The organism is Stenotrophomonas sp. 1337 (assembly GCF_031455455.1).
Classification (GTDB): Bacteria; Pseudomonadota; Gammaproteobacteria; order Xanthomonadales; family Xanthomonadaceae; genus Stenotrophomonas; species Stenotrophomonas indicatrix.
The window spans coordinates 1-25,016 of sequence record NZ_JAVDSR010000003.1; the positions used below are offsets into that span (position 1 = coordinate 1).

Annotated in this window: 25 protein-coding genes; 13 read left to right on the forward strand and 12 right to left on the reverse strand. The window is 66.3% G+C overall.

What is annotated here, in order from left to right:
* Positions 1-264 precede the first annotated feature (264 nt).
* The 6 genes from J2X70_RS05990 to J2X70_RS06015 all read left to right on the forward strand — a co-directional run bounded on the left by J2X70_RS05990 (position 265) and on the right by J2X70_RS06015 (position 8,899).
* On the forward strand, positions 265-1,662 hold the full coding sequence (locus tag J2X70_RS05990; RefSeq protein ID WP_309909432.1) for a cupin domain-containing protein: 1,398 nt from the start codon (positions 265-267) through the stop codon (positions 1,660-1,662).
* Positions 1,663-1,665: 3 nt separating this feature from the next.
* On the forward strand, positions 1,666-2,568 hold the full coding sequence (locus tag J2X70_RS05995; protein ID WP_309909434.1) for a GNAT family N-acetyltransferase: 903 nt from the start codon (positions 1,666-1,668) through the stop codon (positions 2,566-2,568).
* 186 nt (positions 2,569-2,754) lie between these two features.
* Entirely contained in the window at positions 2,755-5,586 is a 2,832-nt protein-coding gene (locus J2X70_RS06000; RefSeq protein WP_032978870.1) for a 2-oxoglutarate dehydrogenase E1 component, read from the forward strand.
* A gap of 39 nt (positions 5,587-5,625) precedes the next feature.
* Positions 5,626-6,825, forward strand: coding sequence for a dihydrolipoyllysine-residue succinyltransferase (gene sucB, locus J2X70_RS06005; RefSeq protein WP_025876796.1), 1,200 nt, complete (start codon positions 5,626-5,628; stop codon positions 6,823-6,825).
* A gap of 63 nt (positions 6,826-6,888) precedes the next feature.
* Positions 6,889-8,325, forward strand: coding sequence for a dihydrolipoyl dehydrogenase (gene lpdA / locus J2X70_RS06010; protein WP_032951934.1), 1,437 nt, complete (start codon positions 6,889-6,891; stop codon positions 8,323-8,325).
* A 163-nt stretch (positions 8,326-8,488) separates the two neighbouring features.
* On the forward strand, positions 8,489-8,899 hold the full coding sequence (locus tag J2X70_RS06015; protein ID WP_309909437.1) for a hypothetical protein: 411 nt from the start codon (positions 8,489-8,491) through the stop codon (positions 8,897-8,899).
* Between the two features lie 28 nt (positions 8,900-8,927).
* On the opposite strand, the gene J2X70_RS06020 is transcribed toward J2X70_RS06015, so the two are convergent.
* The 9 genes from J2X70_RS06020 to J2X70_RS06060 all read right to left on the reverse strand — a co-directional run bounded on the left by J2X70_RS06020 (position 8,928) and on the right by J2X70_RS06060 (position 18,467).
* Positions 8,928-9,167, reverse strand: coding sequence for a hypothetical protein (locus J2X70_RS06020; RefSeq protein ID WP_309909439.1), 240 nt, complete (start codon positions 9,165-9,167; stop codon positions 8,928-8,930).
* A gap of 17 nt (positions 9,168-9,184) precedes the next feature.
* A complete protein-coding gene (locus J2X70_RS06025) occupies positions 9,185-9,397 on the reverse strand; it encodes a hypothetical protein (RefSeq protein WP_025876788.1) in 213 nt (70 codons plus the stop codon).
* Positions 9,398-9,561: 164 nt separating this feature from the next.
* Positions 9,562-10,992, reverse strand: coding sequence for a replicative DNA helicase (locus tag J2X70_RS06030; protein WP_025876786.1), 1,431 nt, complete (start codon positions 10,990-10,992; stop codon positions 9,562-9,564).
* Positions 10,993-11,205: 213 nt separating this feature from the next.
* Positions 11,206-11,766, reverse strand: coding sequence for an NAD(P)H-dependent oxidoreductase (locus tag J2X70_RS06035; RefSeq protein WP_025876784.1), 561 nt, complete (start codon positions 11,764-11,766; stop codon positions 11,206-11,208).
* Between the two features lie 66 nt (positions 11,767-11,832).
* Entirely contained in the window at positions 11,833-13,776 is a 1,944-nt protein-coding gene (gene asnB, locus J2X70_RS06040) for an asparagine synthase (glutamine-hydrolyzing) (protein WP_309909442.1), read from the reverse strand.
* Positions 13,777-13,779: 3 nt separating this feature from the next.
* The gene (locus tag J2X70_RS06045) at positions 13,780-16,059 is read right to left on the reverse strand and encodes a thiamine pyrophosphate-dependent enzyme (protein WP_309909443.1); all 2,280 of its coding nucleotides are present in this window, start codon (positions 16,057-16,059) and stop codon (positions 13,780-13,782) included.
* 89 nt (positions 16,060-16,148) lie between these two features.
* Complete coding sequence (locus J2X70_RS06050; protein ID WP_025876778.1) at positions 16,149-16,808, reverse strand: glutathione S-transferase family protein; 660 nt, start codon at positions 16,806-16,808, stop codon at positions 16,149-16,151.
* A 178-nt stretch (positions 16,809-16,986) separates the two neighbouring features.
* Positions 16,987-17,529 carry a GNAT family N-acetyltransferase gene (locus J2X70_RS06055; protein ID WP_105164360.1) on the reverse strand — a complete coding sequence of 181 codons (543 nt, stop codon included), beginning with the start codon at positions 17,527-17,529 and terminating at the stop codon, positions 16,987-16,989.
* A gap of 98 nt (positions 17,530-17,627) precedes the next feature.
* Positions 17,628-18,467: a glycine zipper 2TM domain-containing protein gene (locus J2X70_RS06060; protein WP_025876774.1), complete on the reverse strand. Its 840-nt coding sequence runs from the start codon at positions 18,465-18,467 to the stop codon at positions 17,628-17,630.
* A 163-nt stretch (positions 18,468-18,630) separates the two neighbouring features.
* On the opposite strand from J2X70_RS06060, the gene J2X70_RS06065 reads away from it, so the two are divergent.
* Entirely contained in the window at positions 18,631-18,846 is a 216-nt protein-coding gene (locus J2X70_RS06065) for a DUF6116 family protein (protein ID WP_025876772.1), read from the forward strand.
* Entirely contained in the window at positions 18,843-19,616 is a 774-nt protein-coding gene (locus tag J2X70_RS06070; RefSeq protein ID WP_309909448.1) for a TatD family hydrolase, read from the forward strand. The genes J2X70_RS06065 and J2X70_RS06070 overlap by 4 nt, the downstream gene beginning before the upstream one ends.
* 33 nt (positions 19,617-19,649) lie before the next feature.
* On the opposite strand, the gene J2X70_RS06075 is transcribed toward J2X70_RS06070, so the two are convergent.
* Positions 19,650-20,477 carry a tRNA threonylcarbamoyladenosine dehydratase gene (locus J2X70_RS06075; protein WP_309909450.1) on the reverse strand — a complete coding sequence of 276 codons (828 nt, stop codon included), beginning with the start codon at positions 20,475-20,477 and terminating at the stop codon, positions 19,650-19,652.
* A 79-nt stretch (positions 20,478-20,556) separates the two neighbouring features.
* Between J2X70_RS06075 and J2X70_RS06080 the strand changes: the two genes are divergently transcribed.
* Positions 20,557-20,991 (forward strand): cytochrome c, encoded by a 435-nt coding sequence (locus tag J2X70_RS06080; RefSeq protein WP_025876769.1) that lies wholly within the window; start codon positions 20,557-20,559, stop codon positions 20,989-20,991.
* A 130-nt stretch (positions 20,992-21,121) separates the two neighbouring features.
* Positions 21,122-21,619: a glycine zipper 2TM domain-containing protein gene (locus J2X70_RS06085; RefSeq protein WP_025876767.1), complete on the forward strand. Its 498-nt coding sequence runs from the start codon at positions 21,122-21,124 to the stop codon at positions 21,617-21,619.
* 88 nt (positions 21,620-21,707) lie between these two features.
* On the opposite strand, the gene J2X70_RS06090 is transcribed toward J2X70_RS06085, so the two are convergent.
* On the reverse strand, positions 21,708-21,917 hold the full coding sequence (locus tag J2X70_RS06090; protein ID WP_025876765.1) for a cold-shock protein: 210 nt from the start codon (positions 21,915-21,917) through the stop codon (positions 21,708-21,710).
* A gap of 237 nt (positions 21,918-22,154) precedes the next feature.
* On the opposite strand from J2X70_RS06090, the gene J2X70_RS06095 reads away from it, so the two are divergent.
* The 3 genes from J2X70_RS06095 to arsC all read left to right on the forward strand — a co-directional run bounded on the left by J2X70_RS06095 (position 22,155) and on the right by arsC (position 24,258).
* Positions 22,155-22,640: a DUF456 domain-containing protein gene (locus tag J2X70_RS06095; RefSeq protein WP_033831531.1), complete on the forward strand. Its 486-nt coding sequence runs from the start codon at positions 22,155-22,157 to the stop codon at positions 22,638-22,640.
* 122 nt (positions 22,641-22,762) lie between these two features.
* A complete protein-coding gene (locus tag J2X70_RS06100; RefSeq protein ID WP_032978835.1) occupies positions 22,763-23,917 on the forward strand; it encodes a phospholipase A in 1,155 nt (384 codons plus the stop codon).
* On the forward strand, positions 23,917-24,258 hold the full coding sequence (gene arsC / locus J2X70_RS06105; protein WP_309909455.1) for an arsenate reductase (glutaredoxin): 342 nt from the start codon (positions 23,917-23,919) through the stop codon (positions 24,256-24,258). Before J2X70_RS06100 ends, arsC begins: the two co-directional genes overlap by 1 nt.
* A gap of 94 nt (positions 24,259-24,352) precedes the next feature.
* On the opposite strand, the gene J2X70_RS06110 is transcribed toward arsC, so the two are convergent.
* On the reverse strand, positions 24,353-24,988 hold the full coding sequence (locus tag J2X70_RS06110; protein ID WP_309909457.1) for a glutathione S-transferase family protein: 636 nt from the start codon (positions 24,986-24,988) through the stop codon (positions 24,353-24,355).
* Positions 24,989-25,016: the final 28 nt, after the last annotated feature.

The window sequence follows — 25,016 nt, forward strand, 5'->3', positions numbered from 1 at the left end:
CGGGTGGGCTGCGCGGGGGTGTCCGCGGCATGGATGCCGCGGCCAAGCCCCCAGGGACGGGTTCACGGCGTCCCCCGCGCAGCCCACCCGCCCGGCCAAGCGCAGCTTTTGCTTTGAACTCGACCGCCACGAGGGGCTCCGCCGTTGGCCGGACACCCCGCGACAAACCAGCACACGTGCGCAATCCCATCGAACGTCGGACAATGGAGCCCTTGGCGGCCCGCCACGCCGCCCCTCCCGCTTTCCGCTGCAAGGAACTCCCCCATGGCCGCCCGCAAGTCCTCCTCCCCCCTGATCGAAGTCACCGCCCGCCGCGGCCAGCCGCTGGGCATGGCACCGGCCACCTTCCTGCGTGACTTCTGGCAGAAACGCCCGCTGCTGATCCGCAATGCCTTCCCGGATTTCCAGACCCCGGTACAGCCGGAAGACCTGGCCGGCCTGGCCTGCGAAGAGGGCGTGCTGGCCCGCCTGATCGAGCACGACAAGGCCCAGGACGGCTGGCGCGTGCGCAGCGGCCCGTTCCAGGAAGACATCTTCCCCGCCCTGCCCGACCACGACTGGACCCTGCTGGTGCAGGACGTGGACAAATGGGACAAGGACGTGCGCGCCCTGATCGAACACTTCAGCTTCCTGCCGCGCTGGCGCATGGACGATGTGATGATCAGCTTCGCCGCTACCGGTGGCTCGGTCGGTGCCCATGTCGACCAGTACGACGTGTTCCTGCTGCAGGCCCACGGCCACCGCCGCTGGCAGATCGATGCCAGTGAATCGATCAAGGGCAAGCGCCCGCCGCTGGGCTTCCGCCCCGACGTGGAACTGAAGCTGCTGGAAGTATTCAAGCCGACCAACGACTGGGTGCTGGCGCCGGGCGACATGCTGTACCTGCCGCCGAACGTGCCGCATCACGGCGTTGCCGAAGACCCGTGCCTGACGTTCTCGTTCGGCATGCGTGCACCGTCTTCGGCCGAGCTGATCAGTGACTATCTGGACACGTTGATCGCCGAAGCCGACGAGAACATCCGCTACCAGGACGCCGACCTGAAGGCACCGGCCGACCCGAACGAGATCGACACCGTGGCGATGGCGCGGGTGATCACCGCGCTCAACGCCATCCGCATGAACGATCCGGACAAGCTGGGTGACTGGTTCGGCCGCTTCATCACCACCTACCGCGCCGCCGGCGAGGTGATGGCCCATCAGGCCGCGCCGCCGCAGGAAGAAGTGCTCGAGGCCCTGCAGTCGGGCCTGCTGCTGCAGCGCCACCCGTGGGCGCGCCTGGCCTGGCGCCGGGCCAAGCGCGGTGCCAGCCTGTATGTCAGTGGCCAGGACTTCGCCCTGCCGGTCAAGGACGCGCAGCGCCTGGCAGGTGCCGAGCAGCTCGACGCCGCCGCCTACCGCGGTCTGTCCGACAAGGGCCGTGCGGTGGTCCAGCAGTTGCTGGTCGGCGGCGTGTTCCAGCTGATCGATCCGAACGAGGTGTACGCCGACGAGGAGGAAGAGGTGCTGGGTGAAGTGATCGAGGGCCACGAGCAGGTCGAGGTGATCGAGGCTGACTCGATGTCCGATGACGTCCATCTGGTGACCGTGCACGACGACGGTATTGAAGTGATCGTCAACTTCGATGACCACGACGAAGACGACAGCGACGCCGGCCGCGGCTGAGCCATGAGCCCGCTGCGGGTCCAGCAGGTCAGTCACGCCGAGGCCCACGTCGCCATCCACGACGTGCGCCAGCGGGTGTTCGTGCAGGAACAGGGCATCGACGACGCCCTGGAGCGCGATGCCCTGGACCCGGTCTGTGCCCACGTGCTGGCGCTGGATGCCGACGGGCATCCGGTCGGCACCGGGCGGCTGGCGCCCGATGGCCGTATCGGCCGCATGGCGGTGCTGGCGGCGTATCGCGGCCACGGCATTGGCGAGGCCCTGCTTGAGGCACTGGTGCAGGCCGGGCGCCAGCTCGGCCTGGCCGAGCTGCACCTGCATGCGCAGCTGCCGGCACGCGACTTCTACGCCCGCCAGGGCTTCCTTCCGGAGGGCCCCGAATTCGAAGAAGCCGGCATTGGCCACCAGCAGATGCGGCGCCGCCTGCAGGCCGTTTCCGCCATCGACAGCCGCGCTGAAGCGGTGGCGATCACCACGGCGATCATCCACCGCGCCCGCCGTCGATTGTGGCTGCACAGCCGGCAGCTGGACCCCGGCCTGCTGGACGCGCCACCGGTACAGGCAGCCCTGCGCCGCTTCGTCACCGCCCGCCACGACAAGCTGCTGCGGGTGATCGTGCATGACGCCGCAGCCATCGCCAGTGCCGGTGCGCCGCTGCTGGCGCTGTTCCAGCGCCTGCCCAGTGTGATCCAGTTCCGCGAGGTCGCCGATCCGATCGATCGCGCCCTGGCCTCGGCCTGCCTGCTCAACGATGCAGGCGACTTCTACTTTCGTCTCATCGGCCATCGCCTCGACGGCGAATCGGCAATCGCGCTGCCGGCACGTTCGCAGCCGTTCGAGCAGCAATTGCAGCGTGTCTGGGACCGTTCGCGCGAATGCAGCGAATTGCGCGCACTCGGCATCTGACCGCGACCGGTGCGCTCAACCTGTCTGGGACCGACACCGGGGGACGCCCGATGCCCTCGTCGCTGCCCCTTCGTGTCCGGATGGGGGTACAATTTGGCCGTTTGAACGCGCCCGTGCATGGCTATTCATCTTCGTGCCGGGTCCTTCTGAAGCCATACCCCACAAAGCGAATCAGCACCCTCCATCGTGGACAATCAACTGAAGCAGTTTGCGCAATCTTCGCAACTCGCCGGCGGCAACGCCTCCTATGTCGAGGACCTGTACGAGCAGTACCTGGTCTCCCCGGATAGTGTCGATCCCAAATGGAAAACCTACTTCGACGGCTTCAAGGGCCGCGAAGCAGGCGACATTCCGCACTCGGCCGTCATTTCCCACATCGCGGACGCGGCCAAGGATGCGCTGAAAGCAGGCACCGGCACCGGTGCAGGCGATGAGCGCGAGCGCAATGTCGGTCGTCTGATCACCGCCTACCGTTCGCGTGGTCATCTGGACGCCCGCCTGGACCCGCTGGGCCTGGCCTCTCCGGTCAACACCCCGGACCTCGGCCTGCCCTTCCACAACCTGTCCGATGCTGACCTCAACAGCGAGTTCAGCACCGGCGGCGTGGGTGGCCAGCCGCGCATGAAGCTGCGTGACCTGCTGGCGCGCCTGAAGGCGACCTACACCGGTTCGATCGGTGCGGAGTTCATGCACATCTCCGAGGTCGAGCAGCGCCAGTGGATCTACAAGAAGCTGGAACTGGCCGGTGGCAACTACCAGCTGGACGCTGACACCCAGCGCCGCACGCTGGAGCGCCTGACCGCCGCCGAAGGCCTCGAGCGCTACCTGCACACCAAGTACGTCGGCCAGAAGCGCTTCTCGCTGGAAGGCGGCGACTCGCTGATCCCGATGATGGACACCATCATCCGCAGCGCCGGCAAGGATGGCGTCAAGGACGTGGTGATCGGCATGGCCCACCGCGGCCGCCTGAACGTGCTGGTCAACACCCTCGGCAAGAACCCGCGCAAGCTGTTCGACGAATTCGAAGGCAAGTTCGAGCACGACGAGCACGCTTCGGCCGGCGATGTGAAGTACCACATGGGCTTCTCCGCCGACGTGGCCACCGAGGGTGGCCCGGTGCATCTGGCCCTGGCGTTCAACCCGTCGCACCTGGAAATCGCCGACCCGGTGGTTGCCGGCTCGGTGCGTTCGCGCCAGGAACGCCGCAAGGACACCGCGCGCAAGCAGGTGATGCCGATCCTGATCCACGGCGACGCGGCCTTCTCCGGCCAGGGCGTGGTCATGGAACTGTTCCAGATGTCGCAGGCCCGCGGCTTCGCCGTTGGCGGCACCGTGCACATCGTGGTCAACAACCAGGTCGGCTTCACCACCTCCAATCCGCAGGACACGCGCTCCACGCGCTATGCCACCGACGTGGCGAAGATGATTGCCGCCCCGGTGCTGCACGTGAACGGCGATGATCCGGAAGCGGTGGTGTTCGCCGCGCAGCTGGCGTTCGAGTTCCGCCAGAAGTTCGCCAAGGACGTGGTCATCGACCTGATGTGCTACCGCCGTTGGGGCCACAACGAGGCCGACGAGCCGGCGATCACCCAGCCGCTGATGTACCAGGTGATCCGCAAGCACGCCACCACCCGCGAGATGTACGCCGAGCAGCTGGAAAAGGCAGGCGTGATCGCCGCCGGCGCCGGCAAGGCGATGGTCGATGCGTACCGCGAGAAGCTCGATGCCGGTGAAGTGACCACCGAGCTGGCCAAGGTCGAAAAGACCCCGCCGACCAGCCCGCTGTTCGTTGATTGGCCGAAGCTGCTGGAAGGCAAGCTGTCCGATCCGGTGTCGACGAAGGTCGACAAGGACAAGCTGGTCGCGCTGGCCAAGCTGATCAACACCGTGCCCGAAGAAGTGCAGCTGCACTCGCGCGTCTCAAAGGTGTACGACGACCGCCGCAAGATGGCTGCCGGCGAGATCCCGGGCGACTGGGGCTTTGCCGAGAACCTGGCCTACGCCACCCTGCTGGATGAAGGCAGTGCGCTGCGCCTGGTCGGCCAGGACGTCGGCCGCGGCACGTTCACCCACCGCCACGCGATCCTGCACGACCAGAAGACCGACAACTACTACCTGCCGCTGCGGCAGCTGGTGGATTCGCCGGAGAAGGCCACCGTCATCGATTCGCTGCTCAGCGAAGAAGCAGTGATGGCCTACGAGTACGGTTTCTCGACCACCGATCCGAACACCCTGTGCATCTGGGAAGGCCAGTTCGGCGACTTCGCCAACGGCGCCCAGGTGGTGATCGACCAGTTCATCGCCGCCGGCGAAGCAAAGTGGGGCCGCATCTCCGGCCTGACCCTGCTGCTGCCGCATGGCTATGAAGGTCAGGGCCCGGAACACAGCTCGGCGCGCCTGGAGCGCTTCCTGCAGCTGTGCGCGCTGGAGAACATGCTGGTGGTGGTGCCGTCGACCCCGGCGCAGGCCTTCCACATGCTGCGTCGCCAGCAGCACCTGACCACCCGCAAGCCGCTGGTGGTGATGTCGCCCAAGTCGCTGCTGCGCCACAAGCTGGCCGTGTCGACCCTGGACGAGCTGGCCAATGGCGAGTTCCAGCACCTGATCGGCGATGCCAATGCAGATGCCAAGAAGGTCAAGCGCGTGGTGCTGTGCTCGGGCAAGGTCTACTACGACCTGCTGGAAGACCAGACCAAGCGTGGCCAGGACGACGTGGCGATCATCCGCGTGGAGCAGCTGTACCCGTTCCCGCGTGCGCTGCTGGCTGCCGAACTGAAGAAGTACGGCAAGGCCACCGACGTGGTGTGGACGCAGGAAGAACCGCAGAACCAGGGCGCGTGGTACCAGATCCGCCACCACCTGCAGTTCTGCCTGGCCGATGGCCAGAGCCTGCACTACGCCGGTCGCGCACGTTCGGCTTCGCCGGCTGCCGGTCACATGGCTGACCATGTCCGCGAACAGCAGCAGCTGGTCGCCGATGCACTGGTCAACCCGTTCAACGACTCGTTCGCTGAATAACTCTCCCCCTATTTAGAAGACAAACCAGGAAGCTCCCGCATGGCCACCGAAGTCAAAGCCCCGGTACTGCCCGAATCCGTCGCCGACGGCACCATCGCCACCTGGCACAAGAAGGTGGGCGACGCCGTCAAGCGCGACGAAAACCTGCTTGACCTGGAAACCGACAAGGTCGTCCTGGAAGTGCCGTCGCCGGTCGATGGCGTGATCAAGGAAATCAAGTTCAAGGAAGGCGACACCGTCACTTCCAGCCAGGTCGTGGCGATCATCGAAGAAGGCGCCGTGGCTGCTGCACCGGCCCCGGCTGCCGAAGAGAAGAAGGCTGAGGCCGCTCCGGCCGCTGCTGCTCCGGCCGCCGCCGCTGCTCCGGCCCCGGCTGCCAAGTCGGCTGCCGACGCGCTGCCGCCGGGCGCCCGCTTCACCGCCATCACCGAAGGCGTGAACCCGGCCGACGTCGACGGCACCGGCCGTCGTGGCGCCGTCACCAAGGAAGACATCGTCAACTTCGCCCGCAACGGCGGCGCCGGCAAGGCCGGTGGCGCACGTCCGGAAGAACGCGTGCCGATGACCCGCATCCGCAAGCGCATCGCCGAGCGCCTGATGGAGTCGAAGAACTCCACCGCCATGCTGACCACCTTCAACGAAGTCGACCTGTCCAAGGTGTCGGCGGCGCGCAAGGAACTGCAGGACGAGTTCGTCAAGGCGCACGGCATCAAGCTCGGCTTCATGAGCTTCTTCGTGAAGGCCGCCGCCAACGCGCTGCAGCGCTTCCCGCTGGTCAATGCCTCCATCGACGGCGACGACATCATCTACCACGGCTACTCGGACATCTCCATCGCCGTGTCGACCGAGAAGGGCCTGGTCACGCCGGTGCTGCGCAACGTCGAGCGCATGTCGTTCGCCGACATCGAAAAGACCATCGCCGACTACGCCAAGAAGGCCCGTGACGGCAAGCTGAGCCTGGAAGAACTGCAGGGCGGCACCTTCACCGTGACCAACGGCGGCACCTTCGGTTCGCTGCTGTCGACCCCGATCATCAACCCGCCGCAGAGCGCCATCCTCGGCATGCACGCCATCAAGGAGCGCCCGATCGCCCAGAACGGCCAGGTCGTGATCGCGCCGATGATGTACCTGGCGCTGTCCTACGATCACCGCATCATCGACGGCAAGGACTCGGTGCAGTTCCTGGTGGACATCAAGAACCAGCTGGAAAACCCGGGCCGCATGCTGTTCGGCCTGTAAGAGACCTCCCGCCCCTCCGCGCCTGCGCGGAGGGGTTCTGGTAATGCAACAAGGACTATTTCAATGGCTGAACAATTCGACGTCGTCGTCATCGGTGCCGGCCCGGCCGGTTACCACGCTGCCATCCGCGCGGCCCAGCTTGGCCTGAAGACCGCCTGCATCGACGCAGCGCTGGGCAAGGACGGCAAGCCGGCCCTGGGTGGCACCTGCCTGCGCGTGGGCTGCATCCCGTCCAAGGCGCTGCTGGATTCCTCGCGCCAGTTCTGGAACATGGGCCACATCTTTGGCGACCACGGCATCAGCTTCAAGGATGCCAAGATGGACGTCGAAGCGATGGTTGGCCGCAAGGACAAGATCGTCAAGCAGTTCACCGGCGGCATCGCCATGCTGTTCAAGGCCAACAAGGTCGCCGCCTATTACGGCTTCGGCGAACTGCAGCCGGGCAACGTGGTCAAGGTCACCCAGCATGACGGCTCGGTCGTCGAGCTGAAGGGCACCAACGTCATCATCGCCGCCGGTTCGGATTCGATCGAACTGCCGTTCGCCAAGTTCGACGGCGAAACCATCGTCGACAACGTCGGCGGCCTGGACTTCACCGAAGTGCCGGCGCGCCTGGCCGTGATCGGCGCCGGTGTGATCGGCCTGGAACTGGGCAGCGTGTGGAAGCGCCTGGGTTCGGAAGTGACCATCCTGGAAGCGCTGCCGGACTTCCTGGCTGCGGCCGATACCGAAGTGGCCAAGACCGCCGCCAAGGAATTCAAGAAGCAGGGCCTGGACATCCGTCTGGGTGCCAAGGTCTCCAAGGCCGAAGTGACCGGCAAGGGCAAGAAGAAGGAAGTCGCCCTGACCTACACCGACGCCGAAGGCGAGAAGTCGCTGGTGGTGGACAAGCTGCTGGTGGCCGTCGGCCGTCGCGCCGCCACCAAGGGCCTGCTGGCCGAAGGTACCGGCGTCAAGATCAACGAGCGTGGCCAGATCGAAGTCGACGCGCACTGCCACACCGGCGTCAATGGCGTCTGGGCGGTCGGTGACTGCGTGCGCGGCCCGATGCTGGCGCACAAGGGCTTCGAGGAAGGCATCGCGGTTGCCGAACTGATCGCCGGCCTGCCGGGCCACGTCAACTTCGACACCATTCCGTGGGTCATCTACACCGAGCCGGAGCTGGCCTGGGTCGGCAAGACCGAGCAGCAGCTGAAGGCCGAGGGCATCCCGTACAAGGCCGGCAGCTTCCCGTTCGCCGCCAACGGCCGTGCCGTGGCGATGATCGAGCCGGCAGGCTTCGTGAAGGTTCTGGCCCACGCCGAAACCGATCGCATCCTGGGCATGCACCTGGTCGGCGCCAACGTGTCCGAGCTGGTGCACGAAGGCGTGCTGACCATGGAGTTCAGCGGTTCGGCCGACGACCTGGCGCGGATCTGCCACGCCCACCCGTCGCTGTCGGAAGTGGTGCACGACGCGGCGATGGCCGTGAGCAAGCGCGCGATCCACAAGGCGAACTGAGCCATCGGGTAGTGCCGGCCACTGGCCCGCGTTGCTGGATACAAAAAACCCCGCCTCGGCGGGGTTTTTTGTTGGCCGCTTGACCGCCCGCCTGCAACCCGGCCCAATGCAACCGGCCAGGGAATGCTGCGGCCGCCGCCGATTTCCATGGAGTCGTACGATCATGCACCTGTCCCGCTTCTGCCGCCTGCCATTGCTGCTCGGCTTCGCCTTGGCCGGGTGCAATGCCACCCCAGCCAGAACCGACTACCGCGCAGCCGAGGTCCAGCCGGTCGAAGTGATGCCGCAACGCGATGGCGACGTGCTGATCCGCTACCACGTGCCTGCCGAGACGCTCTTCCACTCACCCGGCGCGGATGTGCGCACGGCCAGCGATGGCAGCCTTGAAGTATCCCTGCGGCGCTGTGGGATCGAGCAGCCCTGCACGGTGACCCATCCGGCGGCAGCCACCGCTGGGGCGCCGCTGCAGGTTGAATTCGCAGTGCGCCCGCGTGGCCGCATCATCATGGTCTACCGCGATCTGCGCGAACAGGTGTTCCCGGCACCGCCGGCCGCCGCGGCACCCTCATCCTGAAGCCGCCGCCGTACCGGCAGATGGCGGATCAACGCTGCATCGGCCGCGGCACCGGCTTGGCGGCAGCCCTCTTCGGCGGATCGTCACAGATGCGGTGCTGGACGACCGTTTCCCCCGCCTTCCACTCCTTCACCACCCGGCAGGATTCCTTGGGCGCATCCTCTGCAGTCGCGGCGGTGGCGGCCAAAGCAGGATCATGCCCGCGCTCCAGGTAGGCCGACGGCGGTTCCTTGGCGGACGCGGGCGCCGCCACCAGCAGCGCCACCATCGCAATGACGCGCGGCCTCATGCGGTCACCGGGCCGCCGCCCAGCAGGCGTGCCGGCAGCATGAACAGCGCGCGCAGGAAGGCGAACAGTGCCGAGAAGGTGATGCCGAGCAGGCGGAACGGCAGGCTCAGCAGCCACACGAACGGCCAGGCGACCAGCGCCAGGATCGCCAACGGCCAGCACAGCACGAACAGCAGGCACCAGACACCAAGCGCAAACAAGGTCTTCATCAGAGGGCTCCCTCGGCGGCACCCCGCCGCCTGCAACCACGTTGTTGCCCCGCCCTGTCGCCCGCAAACGGTTTGCGACGAAACCCGGTTGGGGGGCGATGAAACCTGCCGCTGGGGAGCAGATCCGCCGGGCATGGCCCGGCGCTACCGTAACGCCGTCGGCGCTATTCGAACGAACCGACCGAGTCGTGGGCCAGGTTGTCGAAACGGGTGTATTCGCCGAAGAACTTCAGCTTGCACGAGCCGGTGGGGCCACCGCGGTGCTTGCCGATGATGATCTCGGCCAGGCCCTTGTCCGGCGAATTTTCCTTGTTGTAGTAATCGTCGCGGTAGATGAAGACGATCATGTCCGCATCCTGCTCGATTGCGCCCGATTCGCGAAGGTCGGCCATCACCGGGCGCTTGTCGGTACGTGTTTCCAGCGAGCGGTTGAGCTGGGACAGTGCAATGACCGGCACGTGCAGTTCCTTGGCCAGGCCCTTCAGCGAACGCGAGATCTCGGAAATTTCGGTCGCGCGGTTCTCGCTGTTGCCCGGCACGCTCATCAGCTGCAGGTAGTCGATCACGATCAGGCCCAGGTCGTGCTCGCGCTTGAGGCGGCGGCACTTGGAACGCAGGATCTCCGGCGACACGCCCGGCGTATCGTCGATGAAGATCTTGGTTTCCTTCAACATCTTGATCGCACCGGTTACCCGGCTCCAGTCCTCGTCCTCCAGCTGGCCGGTACGCAGGCGCTGCGCGTTGATGCGGCCATTGGAAGAGATCAGGCGCATCGCCAGCTGCGATGCGGACATTTCCATCGAGAACACTGCCACACCCTTCTTCGACTTGATCGCCGCGTACTCGGCGATGTTCAGGGCGAAGGTGGTCTTGCCCATCGCAGGACGCGCAGCAAGGATGATCAGGTCGGTCGGCTGCAGGCCGGCGGTCATCGCATCGAAATCGGTATAGCCGGTCGGCAGGCCGGTGATGTTGCCGCCATTCTCGAAGCGGTTGCGCAGCTCTTCGAATGCGTCCTTCAACGCACCGGGCATGGCCACGAAGTCGGTACGGCCGCGCGCGCCCTGCTCGGCGATGGCAAATACGCTCTTTTCCGCAGCGGACAGCAGCTCGCTGCTGTCGCGGCCCTCGGGCTGGAAACCATCGTTGACGATGTCGGTGCCGACCTGGATCAGCTGCCGCAGCACCGCCTTGTCGCGCACGATCTCGGCATAGGCCACGATGTTGGCCGCCGACGGCGTGGTGCTGGCCAGTTCGATCAGATAGGCGCCATCGCCCACCAGCTCCATCTTGCCCTGCGATTCGAACCACTCGCCCAGGGTCACCGCATCGAAGGGGCGCTCGCGCTCGGACAGCTCGCGGATCGCCCGGTAGATCATCTGGTGGTCGCGGCGGTAGAAGTCGCCCTCGGTCAACTGGTCGTTGACCCGATCGTAGGCCTCCGGTGCCAGCATCAGGCCACCCAGCACCGCCTGTTCAGCCTCCACCGAGTGCGGCGGCACGCGCAACTGGTCGATACGCGATTCATCGCGATCGCGATCGAAGCCATCGCCGCGCTCTCTGCGGTTGGAACGGAAGCCGGAACGGGCGGACATGCTGCGGTGTTTCCTGCAAAAGGGGCCAGACGAGTGTAGGCATGCGCCGAGCCCGGCGGCCATGGACAAACCTGTGGATAAGCCGTGGAAGAACGGGGGATATCCGCCTGAGCCTGTCCAGACTGGCGCGAGGGCGTTGCATTGCCTGCGACGGGCGTCGTTGCGACGCCCGAAGCGGACCATTATCGCAGATGGGAACCGCCGCTGCTGGCGTCAATCGCCCTTGGCATGTACCGCGATCAGGGCCAGGAACCGGTCCACATAGCCCTGCAGGAACGTCTGCGTGCCCTCGTTGTGGATCGTGCCGTCGGCATCGATCAGGCCATCCTTGAAGTGGATGAACGCCTCGGGCTGGCCAAGCACGTGCATGTCCAGGAAGGCCAGGCTGTTGCGCAGGTGCTGCTGGGCCACCGCCGTGCCGATCTGGCCGATGGAAGCGCCGATCACCGCCGCTGGCTTGCCCGCAAAAGCGCTGTCGCCGTAGGGCCGCGAGCCGATGTCGATGGCATTCTTCAACACGCCCGGCACGGAACGGTTGTACTCGGGGGTCACGAACAGCACGGCGTCAGCCGCGCGTACCTGGTCCTTCAGGCGTGTGCCCTGCGCCGGGTAGCTGGCGTCGAAATCCTGGTCGTACAGCGGCAGGTCGCCGATCTGCACGTACTGGAAGCGCGCCTTGTCGCCGGCCAGCTTCTCCAGCGCGTGCGCCAGCTTGCGGTTGCAGGATTCCTTGCGCAGGCTGCCGACGAATACAGCAATGGTGGGGACGGACATCAGGACATACTCCTCACGGTGCGGGAGGGCCAGCCTAGCCCCCGCCCCCTTCCCCACTGGTGAAGATCAAGCGCGCTTCACGCCTGCACGCACCTGCCGCCAATGGTCCTGCCAGGCCTGGAACATCAGCACGTTCCACAGGTGCGTGTGCCACTTGCGCTGGCCGCCCAGGAACTGCTGCCACAGTGGCTGCACGGCGGCGGCCGACAGCACGCCTTCGCGTTCCAGTCGCGCCGGCTGCAACAGTTCTTCCGCCCAAGGCTTCAGATCGCCCTTCAGCCAATCACTGACCGGGGCACCGAATCCACGCTTGGGCCGGTGCACCATCGACTGCGGCACGTACCGCCCCAGCACGCGCTTGAGCAGCACCTTGCTGGTCGACTCACTGCGCTTGAAGCCCAGCGGCAGCGACCAGGCGAACTCGGCCACGCGCCAGTCCAGCAAGGGCGCACGTGCCTCCAGGCTGACCGCCATCGAGGTGCGGTCGACCTTGCACAGCAGATCGTCGGGCAGATAGCTGACGAAGTCGGCCAGCATCATCGCGTCGGCCGGCGTACCGGCACCATGCAGCGGATCGGCCAGATCGTAGAAGCTGCCCGCCTCGCGTGCACCAATCACCGCGGCCGCCGGATCGCGCCAGCGCGAGATGCGGTTGCGATACACATCGCCGATGCCACGTGCGCCGGTTTCGGCCAGCAACGCCGCCAGCCCGCCGGTGCGCGACGCCTCGCCCTGCTGGTGCGCACGCGCGCCCATCCAGCGCCGCAGCGGCGCGGGCACCCGTCCCAGCATCTGCCAGTTGCGCAGCGCGCGTACATAGCGGGTATAGCCGAAGAACAGCTCATCGCCGCCATCGCCGGACAGTGCGACGGTCACGCCCTGGCGGGCGAGGCGGGCGACCAGCGCGGTCGGCACCTGCGAGGCATCGGCAAAGGGTTCGTCGAACATCGCCGGCAGCTGCGGCACCACCGCCAGCGCATCGGCGCCACTGACATACAGCTCGGTGTGATCACAGCCAAGGTGGGTAGCCAGTTCCCTGGCCAACGGTGCCTCGTCGTGGTGCGAGCCGCTGAAGCCGATGCTGAAGCTGTGCACCGGCTGCCCGCTCTGCGCCTGCATCAGCGCCGCCACCAGCGACGAATCGGTGCCGCCGGACAGGAACACGCCTACCGGCACATCGGCGACCATGCGCAGCGCCACGGCATCGCGCAGCAGGCCATCCAGCTGCTCCTCGGCCTCCTCGATGCGGCCCTGGAACGGTGCGGCCAGTGCCGCCTGCATGCGCGCGCGCGCGTCCCAGTACGGACGCTGCGCCTGCTCGGGCCGATGGGCGCTGGCTCCAGCCGCAACCGCCGCCGCATCCAGCCGCAGCACGCGCCCGGGCATCAGCTTGTAGCAGCGTTGGTGGATGCTGTGCGGTGCCGGGATGTAATCCAGCCGCAGCAGCAGCGTCAGTGCATCGCGGTCGATATCGTTGTCGAAATCCGGGTGCTGCCACAGCGCCTTCAGCTCCGAGCCGAACACCAGGGCATCACCGGCCCAGCCGTAGTACAGCGGCTTCTTGCCGACCCGGTCGCGGGCCAGCCACAGGCACTGCTCCTGGCGGTCCCACAGGGCGATGGCGAACATGCCGTTGGCGCGCTGCAGGGTGTCCTCGACGCCCCACTGCAGGATCGCGGCCAACAGCACCTCGGTATCGGAATGGCCACGGAACGCATGCCCCAGCGGCTCCAGTTCGGCGCGCAGCGTGGCGAAGTTGTAGACCTCGCCGTTGTAAGCCATCACATAGCGGCCGTCGGCCGAGGCCATCGGCTGGTGGCCCAGCGGTGAAAGATCGAGGATGCTCAGGCGCCGGTGGGCCAGGGCAATGCCAGCGGCGGCATCGACCCAGGTACCGCCGTCATCCGGCCCGCGATGGTGCAGCGCCTGGCCCATGGCCAGCGCCTGCGCCTGCAGGACCTCGGCCGGCGTCTGTGCCGCCGGCAACAACATACCTGCCAATCCACACATGCATCAGGGTTCCTGCGCCAGGTCGAGGGCGGCGCCAATCACCGCATTGTCGCTTGGAAGCCCGAACATTGCTGCCCCCGCCAGCGGCGTATAGGTATCGGCACCGCAGACCCGGCGCACGGGCAGGTGGCCATGGCCGGCCTCGACCAGCGCGGTGATCACGCCCTCGCCGACGCCGCCGCTCTGCCTCCCCTCGTCCAGCACCAGCACCCGTTGCGCGGTGGCGGCCTGGGCGCCGATGAAGGCCGCATTCAACGGCACCAGCCAGCGCAGGTCGACCACACGCACCTGCCAGCCCAGCTGCTGCTCGATGGCGACCGCTGCGCGCAGCGCCATCGGCACACCATTGCCATAGGTGAAGATCACCAGATCGCTGGCATCCGGCGCGTACACCCTGCCCTCGCCCAGCACCAGCGCGTGCCCGGGCGCGGGGTAGTCGAACAACCACTGGCCGTCGCCGACCGCGTGCAGATCCTTGGTCATGTAGAGGGCGATCGGTTCAAGGAACACCGCTACCCGGCCATCCACGCGGGCCAATGCCGCCAATGTGCGCAGCATCATCACCGCATCATCGCCACGCGACGGACAGCCCACCACCAGCCCCGGGATGTCACGCAGCGCCGTGATCGAATTGTCATTGTGGAAATGGCCGCCGAACCCCTTCTGGTAGCCCAGCCCGGCCACCCGTACCAGCATCGGGTTGCGGAACTGGTCGTTGGAGAAGAACTGCAGCGAGCAGGCCTCGCCACGTACCTGGTCGATGGCGTTGTGCAGGTAGGCCAGGTACTGGATTTCCGGAATCGGCAGCATGCCCATGTTGGCCAGCCCCTGGGCCATGCCCAGGATCATGGTCTCGTCCAGCAGCGTGTTGAACACCCGGCGCGGGCCGAAACGGCGCAGCAGGTCGCGCGTCACCGTGTAGACGCCGCCTTTCTGCGCCACGTCCTCGCCAAACAACAGCGCCTGCGGGTACTTGCCCAGCATCTCCTGCAGCGCATGGTTGATCTGTATCGCCAGATGCCGCGGCGGTTGCCGTTCGGGCAGCGAATCGGCGCCGCCGTACAGTGCCTGCCGGGCCTCGATGGGCGCCACGCGCTCGGCCTCGGCCTGCACCGCTGCGGGCGTATAGGGTGCCAACGGCGTGATCACTTCCTGCAATGTCTGCAGCTTCGGCCGCGAATCGGCATCGATGGCGGCGGCCATGCAGCGCGCGCGCAGGGTTTCATAGGCGGCCTCGACGCCCGCCGCATCCATCCAGCCCGATTCCAGCGCGATCTGCGCCGAGCGCAGCAGCGGGTCCTGCGCCTCGGCCGCGCACAGCTCGGCCAATGCGCGCCATTCCACTTCGAAGTCGGTACCGGCGTGGCCCATCAACCGCGTGGTGCGCAGGTGCAGGAAGGTGGGCCGACGCATGCGCCGGCAATGCTCGACCGCCGCCTGCACCTGCGCGTGTCCGGCCGCCAGGTCCAGGCCATCGGCAAAGAAATAGTCCAGGCCCGGTTGCCGGCTGAAGCGCTCTGCGATCCATCCTTCAGGGGTCTTCACCGAAATACCCAGGCCATTGTCCTCGCAGACGAACAGGATCGGCACCGGCAGCTTCTGGTAGGCCGACCACATCGCGGTATTGAACGCAGTCTGGGCGGTGGCATGGTTGGCCGAAGCGTCGCCGAAGGAGCACATCACGATGCTGTCGGCGGGAATCGGCAGCGGCTGGCTCAGGCGCCTGCCACTCTCGATCGCCAGCGCGGTACCCACCGCCTTGGGCAGGTGCGAGGCGATGGTCGAGGTCTGCGGCAGCACCCACAGCGGCTTGCTGCCCCACACTTTGTGACGGCCGCCGCTGGCCGGATCATCGGCACTGGCGGCGAAGGACAGCGCGGCGTCGCGCACCGGATCCATGCCGGGCACCAGCCGCGCACGCTCGGCCATGAACGCGCCGGAACGGTAGTGCAGGAAGGCGGGGTCGGTGTGGCGGCAGGCGCGCGCAAGCAGCGCATTGCCTTCATGACCGGACGAGCCGATGGTGTAGAAGACCTTGTTCTGCACGCGCAGCACGCGCGCCATCAGGTCCAGCTGGCGACTGAGCAGCTGCGATTCGAACAGCTCGCCGAAGCCGGCGGCGGTGAGGGTGCTGCCCGGCAGGATCGGCGCATCCGGCGCCGGACGCGGACGCGGGATGCCGCGCCAGGCGCGTAGGGCCTCGAGGAAATTGACGTCACAGACCTCGGCGCGGTTGAGACCGCGCATGCGTGCGGGAATGGGATCAGGAACCACAGCGAACATCGAACACCCTCCGTGTCGTTGTTGCAGACCGTAACGCCAAGGCTGCCCGACCCTTCCGCTGGTCGAGCACGCCCGACGCTGCAGGGGAATCAATCCGGTGCGTTGAACCGCGCGCGCACCTCGGCGGTCACCGCAGGCATGGGCACGAAGCGAGGCTGCGCTCGCACCCGCTGCAACCAGGCCCGCACCTGCGGGAATGGATCCAGTGCGATGCCACCGTCGGCGGCGACATCGGAATAGGCAAACAAGGCGATATCGGCGATACCGTAGTCATCGCCGGTGAACCACTGCGCCTGGCGCAGATGTTGCTCCATCACCGCCAGCGCGCTGGCAGCGCGCTCATGCAGGCGCGGCAGTTCAGCACGGCGTGGCGAGTCGGCCGGTGTCCAACCGCGGATGAAGCGTGCCACCGCCACGCAGGGTTCATGCGTGTACTGCTCGAAGAACATCCAGCTCAATGCCTGCGCACGCTGCCAACCGTCGGCGGGAAGATACGGCGTCCCCTCGGCCAGCCAGAACAGGATCGCATTGGATTCAGTCAGCACGCGGCCGTCGTCGCGCACGATCAACGGCACCTTGGCATTGGGGTTGAGGGCAAGAAATTCTGCTGTATGGGTCTGGCCGTGGGCGCTGTCCACCTCCACCCAGCGGTAGCGGCTGCCGAGCTGTTCGAGCAGCAGGCGCACCTTGTGGCAATTGCCCGAGACCGACATGCCATGCACCGTCAACGCAATGCGTTCTTCCACCATTGCCTGCTCCAGGGAGGTTCCGGCCTGCAGCCGGCTGTCCGCAGTCTGGCAAGCAGCTTGGCGATTGCCAAGCGCGGGTGCAGCATGGCGATTCGGTCGTGCCGGCCGCTGGCCGGCAACCTTGATGCAGCTGGATTCGTGCGATTGCCGGCCAGCGGCCGACACTACCGGACAGCGCTCAGCGTGCGCGCTGCTGCCACTGCCCGCGCGATTGCCCCCAGATTTCCAGCGGCTTGCCTTCATAGGGCGGTGGCAACTGCCCCATGCGCAGCAGCGTACTGCCGAGCTTGCGTGCAACCACCTTCGAATTTTCGTTGTCTTCGGCGATGGTGTGGATCACCTCATCCCAGTCCAACGTATCGAACGCCCAGTCGATGGCTGCGATCGCCGCCTCCGGTGCGTAGCCCTTGCCCCAGCTGGCCCGTCGGATGCTCCAGCCGACCTCGGTGCCGGGCCAGTCCTGCGGCTGCCACGGCCCCATGCGACCGATCCATTCACCGCTGGATTTCTCGATCACGCTGAACATCGAGAAGCCGAACAGCTGCCATGCGCCGGCCAGGCTGCAGAAGCTGCGCCATGCCACCGAGGGTGCCTGCACACCGCCCAGCGTGCGCATCACCTCCTCATCGGCGCAGAACGCCAGATAGGGGGCGTAGTCCTGCCGCTGCGGCGGACGCAGGATCAGGCGTTCGGTTTCGATGCGCAGGTCGAAGATGCTCATGGCGTCATGGTAGAGCCACAGCACGCGTGGATGAACCCCACCCATAAAAAAACAGGCCAGCAGAGGCTGGCCTGTTCGTTACCGATGTTGCCGGAGAATTACTGACGGTTCGCGGTCGCGTCGCCGGCTGCAGCCGTCTGGGTGACCAGCTGCCCATCCACCACCGGCAGGCGATCGCTGGCCGGCTTGTTGTCCATACGCACGGTCTTCTCTGCGCCGTCGTAGCGGTAGGTCACGTTGTAGCCCTTGACCACGTCACTGGTGCCCATGGCAATGCGGTTGCCCGGCTTGCTGCCCATGCGCATGGTGCCGGTGGTGCCGTCTTCATTGCGGTAGGTCACGTTGTAGCCGGTGACACGGCTCGACTCGGAGGTCGCCGTTTCGGTGTGGCACTGGCGCTCGGTGCGGTTGACCACACGGCCACCCACATGGCGCTTGTCGACCTGGTTGCCGATGAAGCCACCGGCCACGGCACCGGCAGCGGTCGCGGCCTTCTTGCCATTGCCGCCACCCACCTGGTTGCCCAGCAGGCCACCGACCACGGCACCGACCACGGTGCCACCGACGTTGCCATCACGCTCGGGCAGGCGTTCCTGCACCACCACGTCCTGGCAGACCTCATGCGGGGTCTGGGTGGTGGACGTCTCGCGTACCGGATCGGTGCCGATCACGGTGGCATAGGCCTTCTGCTTCTCGGTGATCGGATCGACCTTCAGCACATCGGCGTATTCCAGGCCACGCGGCGCACTGGCGTCCACTGCGTCGCCACGTGCGCCATCGTCGGTGGCATTGCCATCGACCAGGCGCGATTCACTCGGGTTTCCGGCGCTCAGCTGCTCCGGCGACTTGTCGCCGCTCTTCATGAAGGCGGCGGTGGCGATACCACCGACCAGCAGCGCGCCCGCTGCGACCAGGACAGTTGTAGTTGTGCTTTTCATGACCTGCTCCTTGCGGACCGTCCGCAACGTTCTCAGGCCAGATTGCAGCATGCGGTGCCTGAACGGAATCTCCACATTTCCTGCTCACCGCCGTAACCCATTCAGCATCTGGAAATGCTGGGCCCGTGGTAGCGTTTGCACATTCCCCAGGAGGACCTCCGCCATGGCCAACCCGATGCTGCTGCCGGTCCTGCAATGGGCACGCCGGCTGCGCTACCCCACCCTGTTCAAGCTGACCGCCGGCCTGTTCGCGCTGACCCTGTTCATCCCCGACCCGATTCCGTTCGTCGACGAACTGATGCTGGGCTTTGGCACCCTGCTGCTGGCCAACTGGAAGAGCCGCAGCGCGACCACGCCACCGCCCCTGGAGCAGCGTTGAACCTGCTGGTCGACAGCCACTGCCACCTGGATTCCAGCGAATTCGACGTTGACCGCGAGGCGGTCATCGAGCGCGCACGCGCTGCCGGCGTGCAGTGGCAGGTGGTTCCGGCGGTCACTGCGGCCAGCTGGCCAAAGCTGCGCGAGGTCTGCCAGCAGGCGACGGGGCTCTACCCCGCCTATGGCCTGCACCCGATGTTCCTGGACCAGCACCGGCCCGAACACCTGCCACAGCTGCGTGAATGGATCGAACAGGAGCGGCCCTGCGCGATCGGCGAATGCGGGCTGGACTTCTTCGTCGAGGGCCTGGATGCCGAGGTCCAGCATGAGTATTTCCTCGGCCAGCTGACGCTGGCGCGCGAGTTTGACCTGCCGGTGATCGTGCATGCCCGCCGCGCCGTGGATGCGGTGATCACCGCGATCCGCCGCATCGGTGGCCTGCGCGGGGTGGTGCACAGTTTTTCCGGCAGCCCGGAACAGGCCGCACAATTGCACAAGCTGGGATTCCTGCTTGGCCTGGGCGGACCGTTGACCTACGAGCGTGCGCAGCGCCTGCAGCGGCTTGTCCGCGAGATACCGCTGGAACAGTTGCTGCTGGAGACCGATGCGCCGGACCAGCCCGACGCGGGTATCCGTGGCCAGCGCAACGAGCCGGCGCGGCTGGCGGTCATCGCCCGGCACATCGCCGCATTGCGCGGGATGGAACTGGATGCAGTGGCGCAGGCCACCACGGACAACGCCCGGCGGCTGCTCAACCTGCCTGCACCGTGAAGGTAGTGCCGGCCGCTGGCCGGCACCACCAGATCACACCCCGGCCTCTGCCTCAACCGATTCGGCCTTCACCTTCTTCGGCTCCAGCAGCATCTCCAGCGCCTTGCCCACGGCCGCGAACGCAAACGCGCCGGTGATGTGGGTGGCCGCGCCCAGGCCGGCGCCGCAATCAAGCTTCAGGGCCGCATCCGCGCCCAGGTTCGGCCGCAGGCCACAGACGCTGCCGTCGGCCTGCGGATATTTCACGTTTTCCAGCGAATACACCGCCGGCACGCCGAAATAGCGCTTGGCATTCTTCGGGAAGTTGAATTCGCTGCGCAGCTTCTTGCGGATCAGCGCCAGCATCGCGTCATGCTCGGTGCGCGAGACATCGCGGATGCGAACCAGGGTGGGATCGGTACGGCCGCCGGCCGCGCCGACGGTCAGCAACGGCAGCTTGCGGCGGCGGCACCAGGCGATGGTTTCCACCTTCACCCGGAAGCTGTCGCAGGCATCGATCACCAGGTCGAAACCGCGGTCCAGCAGTTCGGCCATGTTGGCCGGGGTCAGGAACGCCTGCACAGCGTCGACCTCGATCTGCGGATTGATCGCCCGGCAGCGCTCGGCCATGGCCTCGGCCTTGTTGCGGCCGTAGTTGCCTTCCAGCGCCGGCAGCTGGCGGTTGGTATTGGATACGCAGATGTCATCGGCATCGATCAGGGCCAGATGGCCCACCGCCGAGCGCGCCAGCGCCTCCACCACCCACGAGCCGACGCCGCCCATGCCGACCACGGCAACACGGCTGCCCTGCAGGCGCTCGAGCGCGCCGACGCCATACAGCCGTTCAATACCGGCGAAGCGTTGTTTGACCTGTTCGTTCATCGGGCTATTTTAACGTGCAGGTCCCCTGACTACAGCACGACGACGCCGAACCCACCGTTGCACGCCCGGAGCGCCCGCCATGAGTGCCAGCCCACCCCGCCGCCCGTCCACCGCCTACCGCTATCTGTTCGTGCTCGGCCTGGGCCTGCTGATCGGCCTGATTGCCACGGTGATGGTCGGCCGCGCACTGCAGGCACGCCGCGATCCGTTCCCGGACAGCCTGATGCAGGTGATGCAGCGGCAGGCGGATCTGCTGCAGCAGGCTCAGCAGCAGAACCGCTGCAGCCTGGCCGACAGCGTCCCGCGCCTGCAGGTGCTGCGCCTGCTGTCCAACGATCTGGACCAGGCCTTCCCCGGATTGAAGGACAGCCGGCAGTTCCAGCAGCACGCCAGCCAGTACCGGGCCGATCTCAATGCGGCATTGGCCAGCCCGCCGATCGACTGCAACGCGTTGGCGCAGCAGGTCCAGGCACTGCAGGACGATTGCCGGGCCTGTCATCAGGACTTCCGCTGATTCATCTTCGAGTGGGCGAAGGCCGATGTGGTTGGCGCCTTGTTCACGTTGGAAAGAGGAGGATTCGCTCACCCTGCTGCATGACGCAGTACCACCCAACGCACCCGCCTTCACGGCCAGGAGATGCCCCATGAAGATCCAGCTCATCGCCGCCAGTGTCATTGCAACCGTCGGCCTGGCCGGCTGTGCCACCTCGCCGGGCTACGGCGGTGGTGGTTACAACAACAGCGGCTACAACAACGGCGGCTACGGCAACAACTCCGGTTACAACCAGGGCCGCTGCGCCGACTGCGGCATCGTCACCCGCATCAATGCCGTGCAGTCCGGCCGTACCGCGCCCTCCGCCACCGGCGCGATCCTAGGCGGTATCGTCGGCGCGGTTGCCGGCCATGAGATCTCCGACCACACCGGCGGCAGCCGCGGCAACAAGAACATCGCCGCCGCCGCTGGCGCCGTGGGTGGCGCATTGGCGGGCAACCAGATCCAGAAGAACGTCACCAGCGATACGTATGACATCAGCGTGCGCATGGACGACGGCCGCACCATCGTGGTCAACCAGCGCGACCTCGGCGGCATCCGCGAAAACACCTATGTCCGCGTGGTCAACGGCAAGGTCATCCTGCGCTGAACCGCAGCGGGCCCCGGCCGATCAGAACCGGAGCAACAAAAAAAGGCCCGCTTGCGCGGGCCTTTTTCATGCCGGCAAGCGGCAGGTATTACGCCGGCTGGACCTTGTCAGCCTGCAGGCCCTTCTGGCCCTGCACCACTTCAAAGCTCACAGCCTGGCCTTCCTTGAGGCTCTTGAAGCCCTGGGTCTCGATGGCACGGAAGTGCACGAACACATCCTCGCCATTCTGCCGGCTGATGAAGCCGAAGCCCTTGGCATCATTGAACCACTTCACGGTACCGTTCTCGCGATCAGCCATCTCACTAACTCCCTTTGACTCTCTACTTGTTGTTGGATACGCCTGTTGGGCGGCTGACAAGCAAGGGGGAAGCGAGGTGCATCGATGCAGCGGATCGGAACGATCTTGCTTCATCAGGCCACGATCCACGGTGACCTTGCCAAGCTCAGCGACTGCAACTTAACCCGACCAAAACGAAAAAGCAACTGGCAAAAACCTTTCACTGTCAACCCCAAAAAGACAACCATACTGGACAGCATGGACCTCTCATTCATCTTGTATCTGCTAGCGGTCATTTTTGTCCTCATCGGCATCGCCGGCATCGTCCTGCCAGCCCTGCCGGGCATCCCACTGGTCTTCATCGGGCTGGTGCTGGCGGCCTGGGCGGACGGCTTCGTCCATGTCGGCTGGCCCACCCTGCTGATCCTCGGCGTGCTGACCGCGCTGTCGCTGCTGGTCGACGTGCTGGCGACCGTGGTCGGCGCCAAGCGCGTGGGCGCCAGCCGCAAAGCGCTCTGGGGCACCTTCATCGGCAGCATCGTCGGCCTGTTCTTCATGCCGATCGGATTGTTCGCAGGGCCGTTGCTGGGCGCGCTGCTGGGCGAGTACTGGCATACCCGCGAGCTCGGGCGCTCGACCAAGGTCGGGCTGGCCACCTGGCTTGGCATCCTGCTGGGCCTGGCGCTGAAGCTGGCGCTGGTGATCGCGATGCTGGGCCTGTTCGCCTTCGCCTGGTTCCTGTGAGGCATGCGGCCTTCACGCAGCGCGCACGCACACGCCGGGCATAAACCCGTGGGGCTGGCCGTTACCGGATGCAGCCGCCACACTGTCCCTCTTTCCGCATTCATTCCGAAGGGCCTGCTGCAATGACCCTCTCTCCGTTGTTTCCCCGTCTTGCACCGCTGGCGTTGGCCCTGGCCAGCGCGCCACTGGCAGCGCAGGAATTCGCGCCCAGCGCCGAGGCCTCGCCGGCCGCCTGCGCAGCCATCACGACCGATGCTGCCCGTCTGGCCTGCTACGACCGCCAGTTCGGGCGCACGCCTCAGGCCACCGCCGAAGCTGATGCGGCCGCCGAAGCCGCCGCACAGGCACGTCGCGAGCAGCGCGACACCACGCGGGTGAGCCAGGGCGAGGAGAAGCTGCGCGAGCGTGTCAGCGATCTGTTCCGGTCCGAAGCGCCGGACAGCGCACTTGCCAATGCCGGCCGCGGTTCGCTGCTGGACAGCCGCTGGGAACTGGCCGAGGACTCCAAGCTGGGCCCGTTCCAGCTGCGCGCGTACAAGCCTGTCTACCTGCTGCCGGCATTCTGGACCAGCGACCGCAACACCATGCCGCACTCGCCGAACCCGGCCAACAGCGTGACCACCCCGCAGGTGCTGGACAGCGCTGAGCTGAAGTTCCAGATCAGCTTCAAGACCAAGATCGCCGAGAACCTGTTCGGCGACAACGGCGACATCTGGGCGGGCTATACCCAGAGTTCGCGCTGGCAGGCCTACAACGGCGAGGACTCGCGCCCGTTCCGCGAGACCAACTACGAGCCGGAAGTGATGATGGTGTTCCGCAACGGCTACTCGATCGGTGGCTGGCGTGGGCGGATGACCGGCATCAGCCTCAACCACCAGTCCAACGGCCGTGCCGATCCGCTGTCGCGCAGCTGGAACCGGGTGATCCTCAACGTCGGCCTCGACCGCGAGAACTGGGCACTGGTGCTGCGTCCCTGGTACCGCATTCCCGAGACCCGCAGCGACGACAACAACCCGGACATCGAGGACTACATGGGCCGCGGCGACGCGACCCTGACCTGGAACCACAAGGGTCACGAGGTCTCGTTGATGGCACGTCATTCGCTGCGCACCGGTGACCGCTCGCACGGCGCGCTGCAGCTGGACTACGGCTTCCCGATCAGCAACCTGCTGCGCGGCCATGTGCAGATCTTCGACGGCTATGGCGAGAGCCTGATCGATTACAACCACAAGGCGACCTACGTCGGCGTGGGCGTGTCCCTGCTGGAGTGGTTCTGATGGATGCGACGATCTGGCACAACCCCGCGTGCAGCAACTCGCGCGGGGCGCTTAAGCTGATCCGCGACGCCGGTTTCGAACCGGTGGTGATCGACTATCTCGGCAGCCCGCCCGACGTGGCCACGCTGCGCCAGGTACTGGCCGAATCCGGCCTGGCCGCGACCGCGCTGGTGCGCAGCAAGGAACCCGAGTTTGCCGCACTGGATCTGCAGGGAAGCGATGACGACGCCCTGCTGGCCGCGATGGCCACCCACCCACGGCTGATCAACCGTCCGGTGGTACGCACCGCGAAGGGTACCCGCCTGTGCCGCCCCCCGGAAACGGTGCTGGAGATCCTGTAACCCGCCCCGCTTTGGTAGAGCCGAGCCATGCTCGGCTGCGGTTCGCGTGCCACCCGTGAATGCAGCCGGGCATGGCCCGGCTCTACAGAACGGGTTACCGCCAGTCGGTGATGCCTTCGCGGCGATAGACCTCGGCGAACGCCGGGCGCGCCTTCAGGCGATCCGCATACGCCTTCAACACCGGCCAGTGGTCGCTGGGCGTGGGCATGTTGCGTGACCAGCGCATCAACATCACCAGCATGAAATCGACCACGCCCGGCGCATCGCCGAGCAGGTAGGGACCGTCGTCCTGCAGGTGTGTGGCAACCTGCTGCCAGGCCGCCTCCAGCTGCTGCCGTGCCATCGTACGCACGGCCTCGATGCACTCGCCACCCGCTGCTTCATGCGGATAGAACCAGGCGCGGTAGGCCGGCTGCACGGTGTTGGCGCACCAGAACATCCAGCGATAGGCCTCGCCGCGTGCCGGCGTGCCGACGGCAGGCAACAACCCTGCCTGCGGATGACGGTCTGCCAGATACAGCGCGATCGCGGCCGCCTCGGTCAGTACCTGGCCGTCGATCAACAGGGTCGGCACCCTGCCCGCCGGATTGAGCGCCAGGTAGCCAGCTGATTTGTGCTCGCGCGTTTCGAAATCGAGCAGCACCAGTTCGTGCTCGATGCCGAGCTCGATCAGCAGCCAATGCACCACCAGCGAGGCGGTGCTGGTGGAACCATACAAGGTGGTGCGCATAGGACCTGTCCTGGGCGGGGAACGGCTG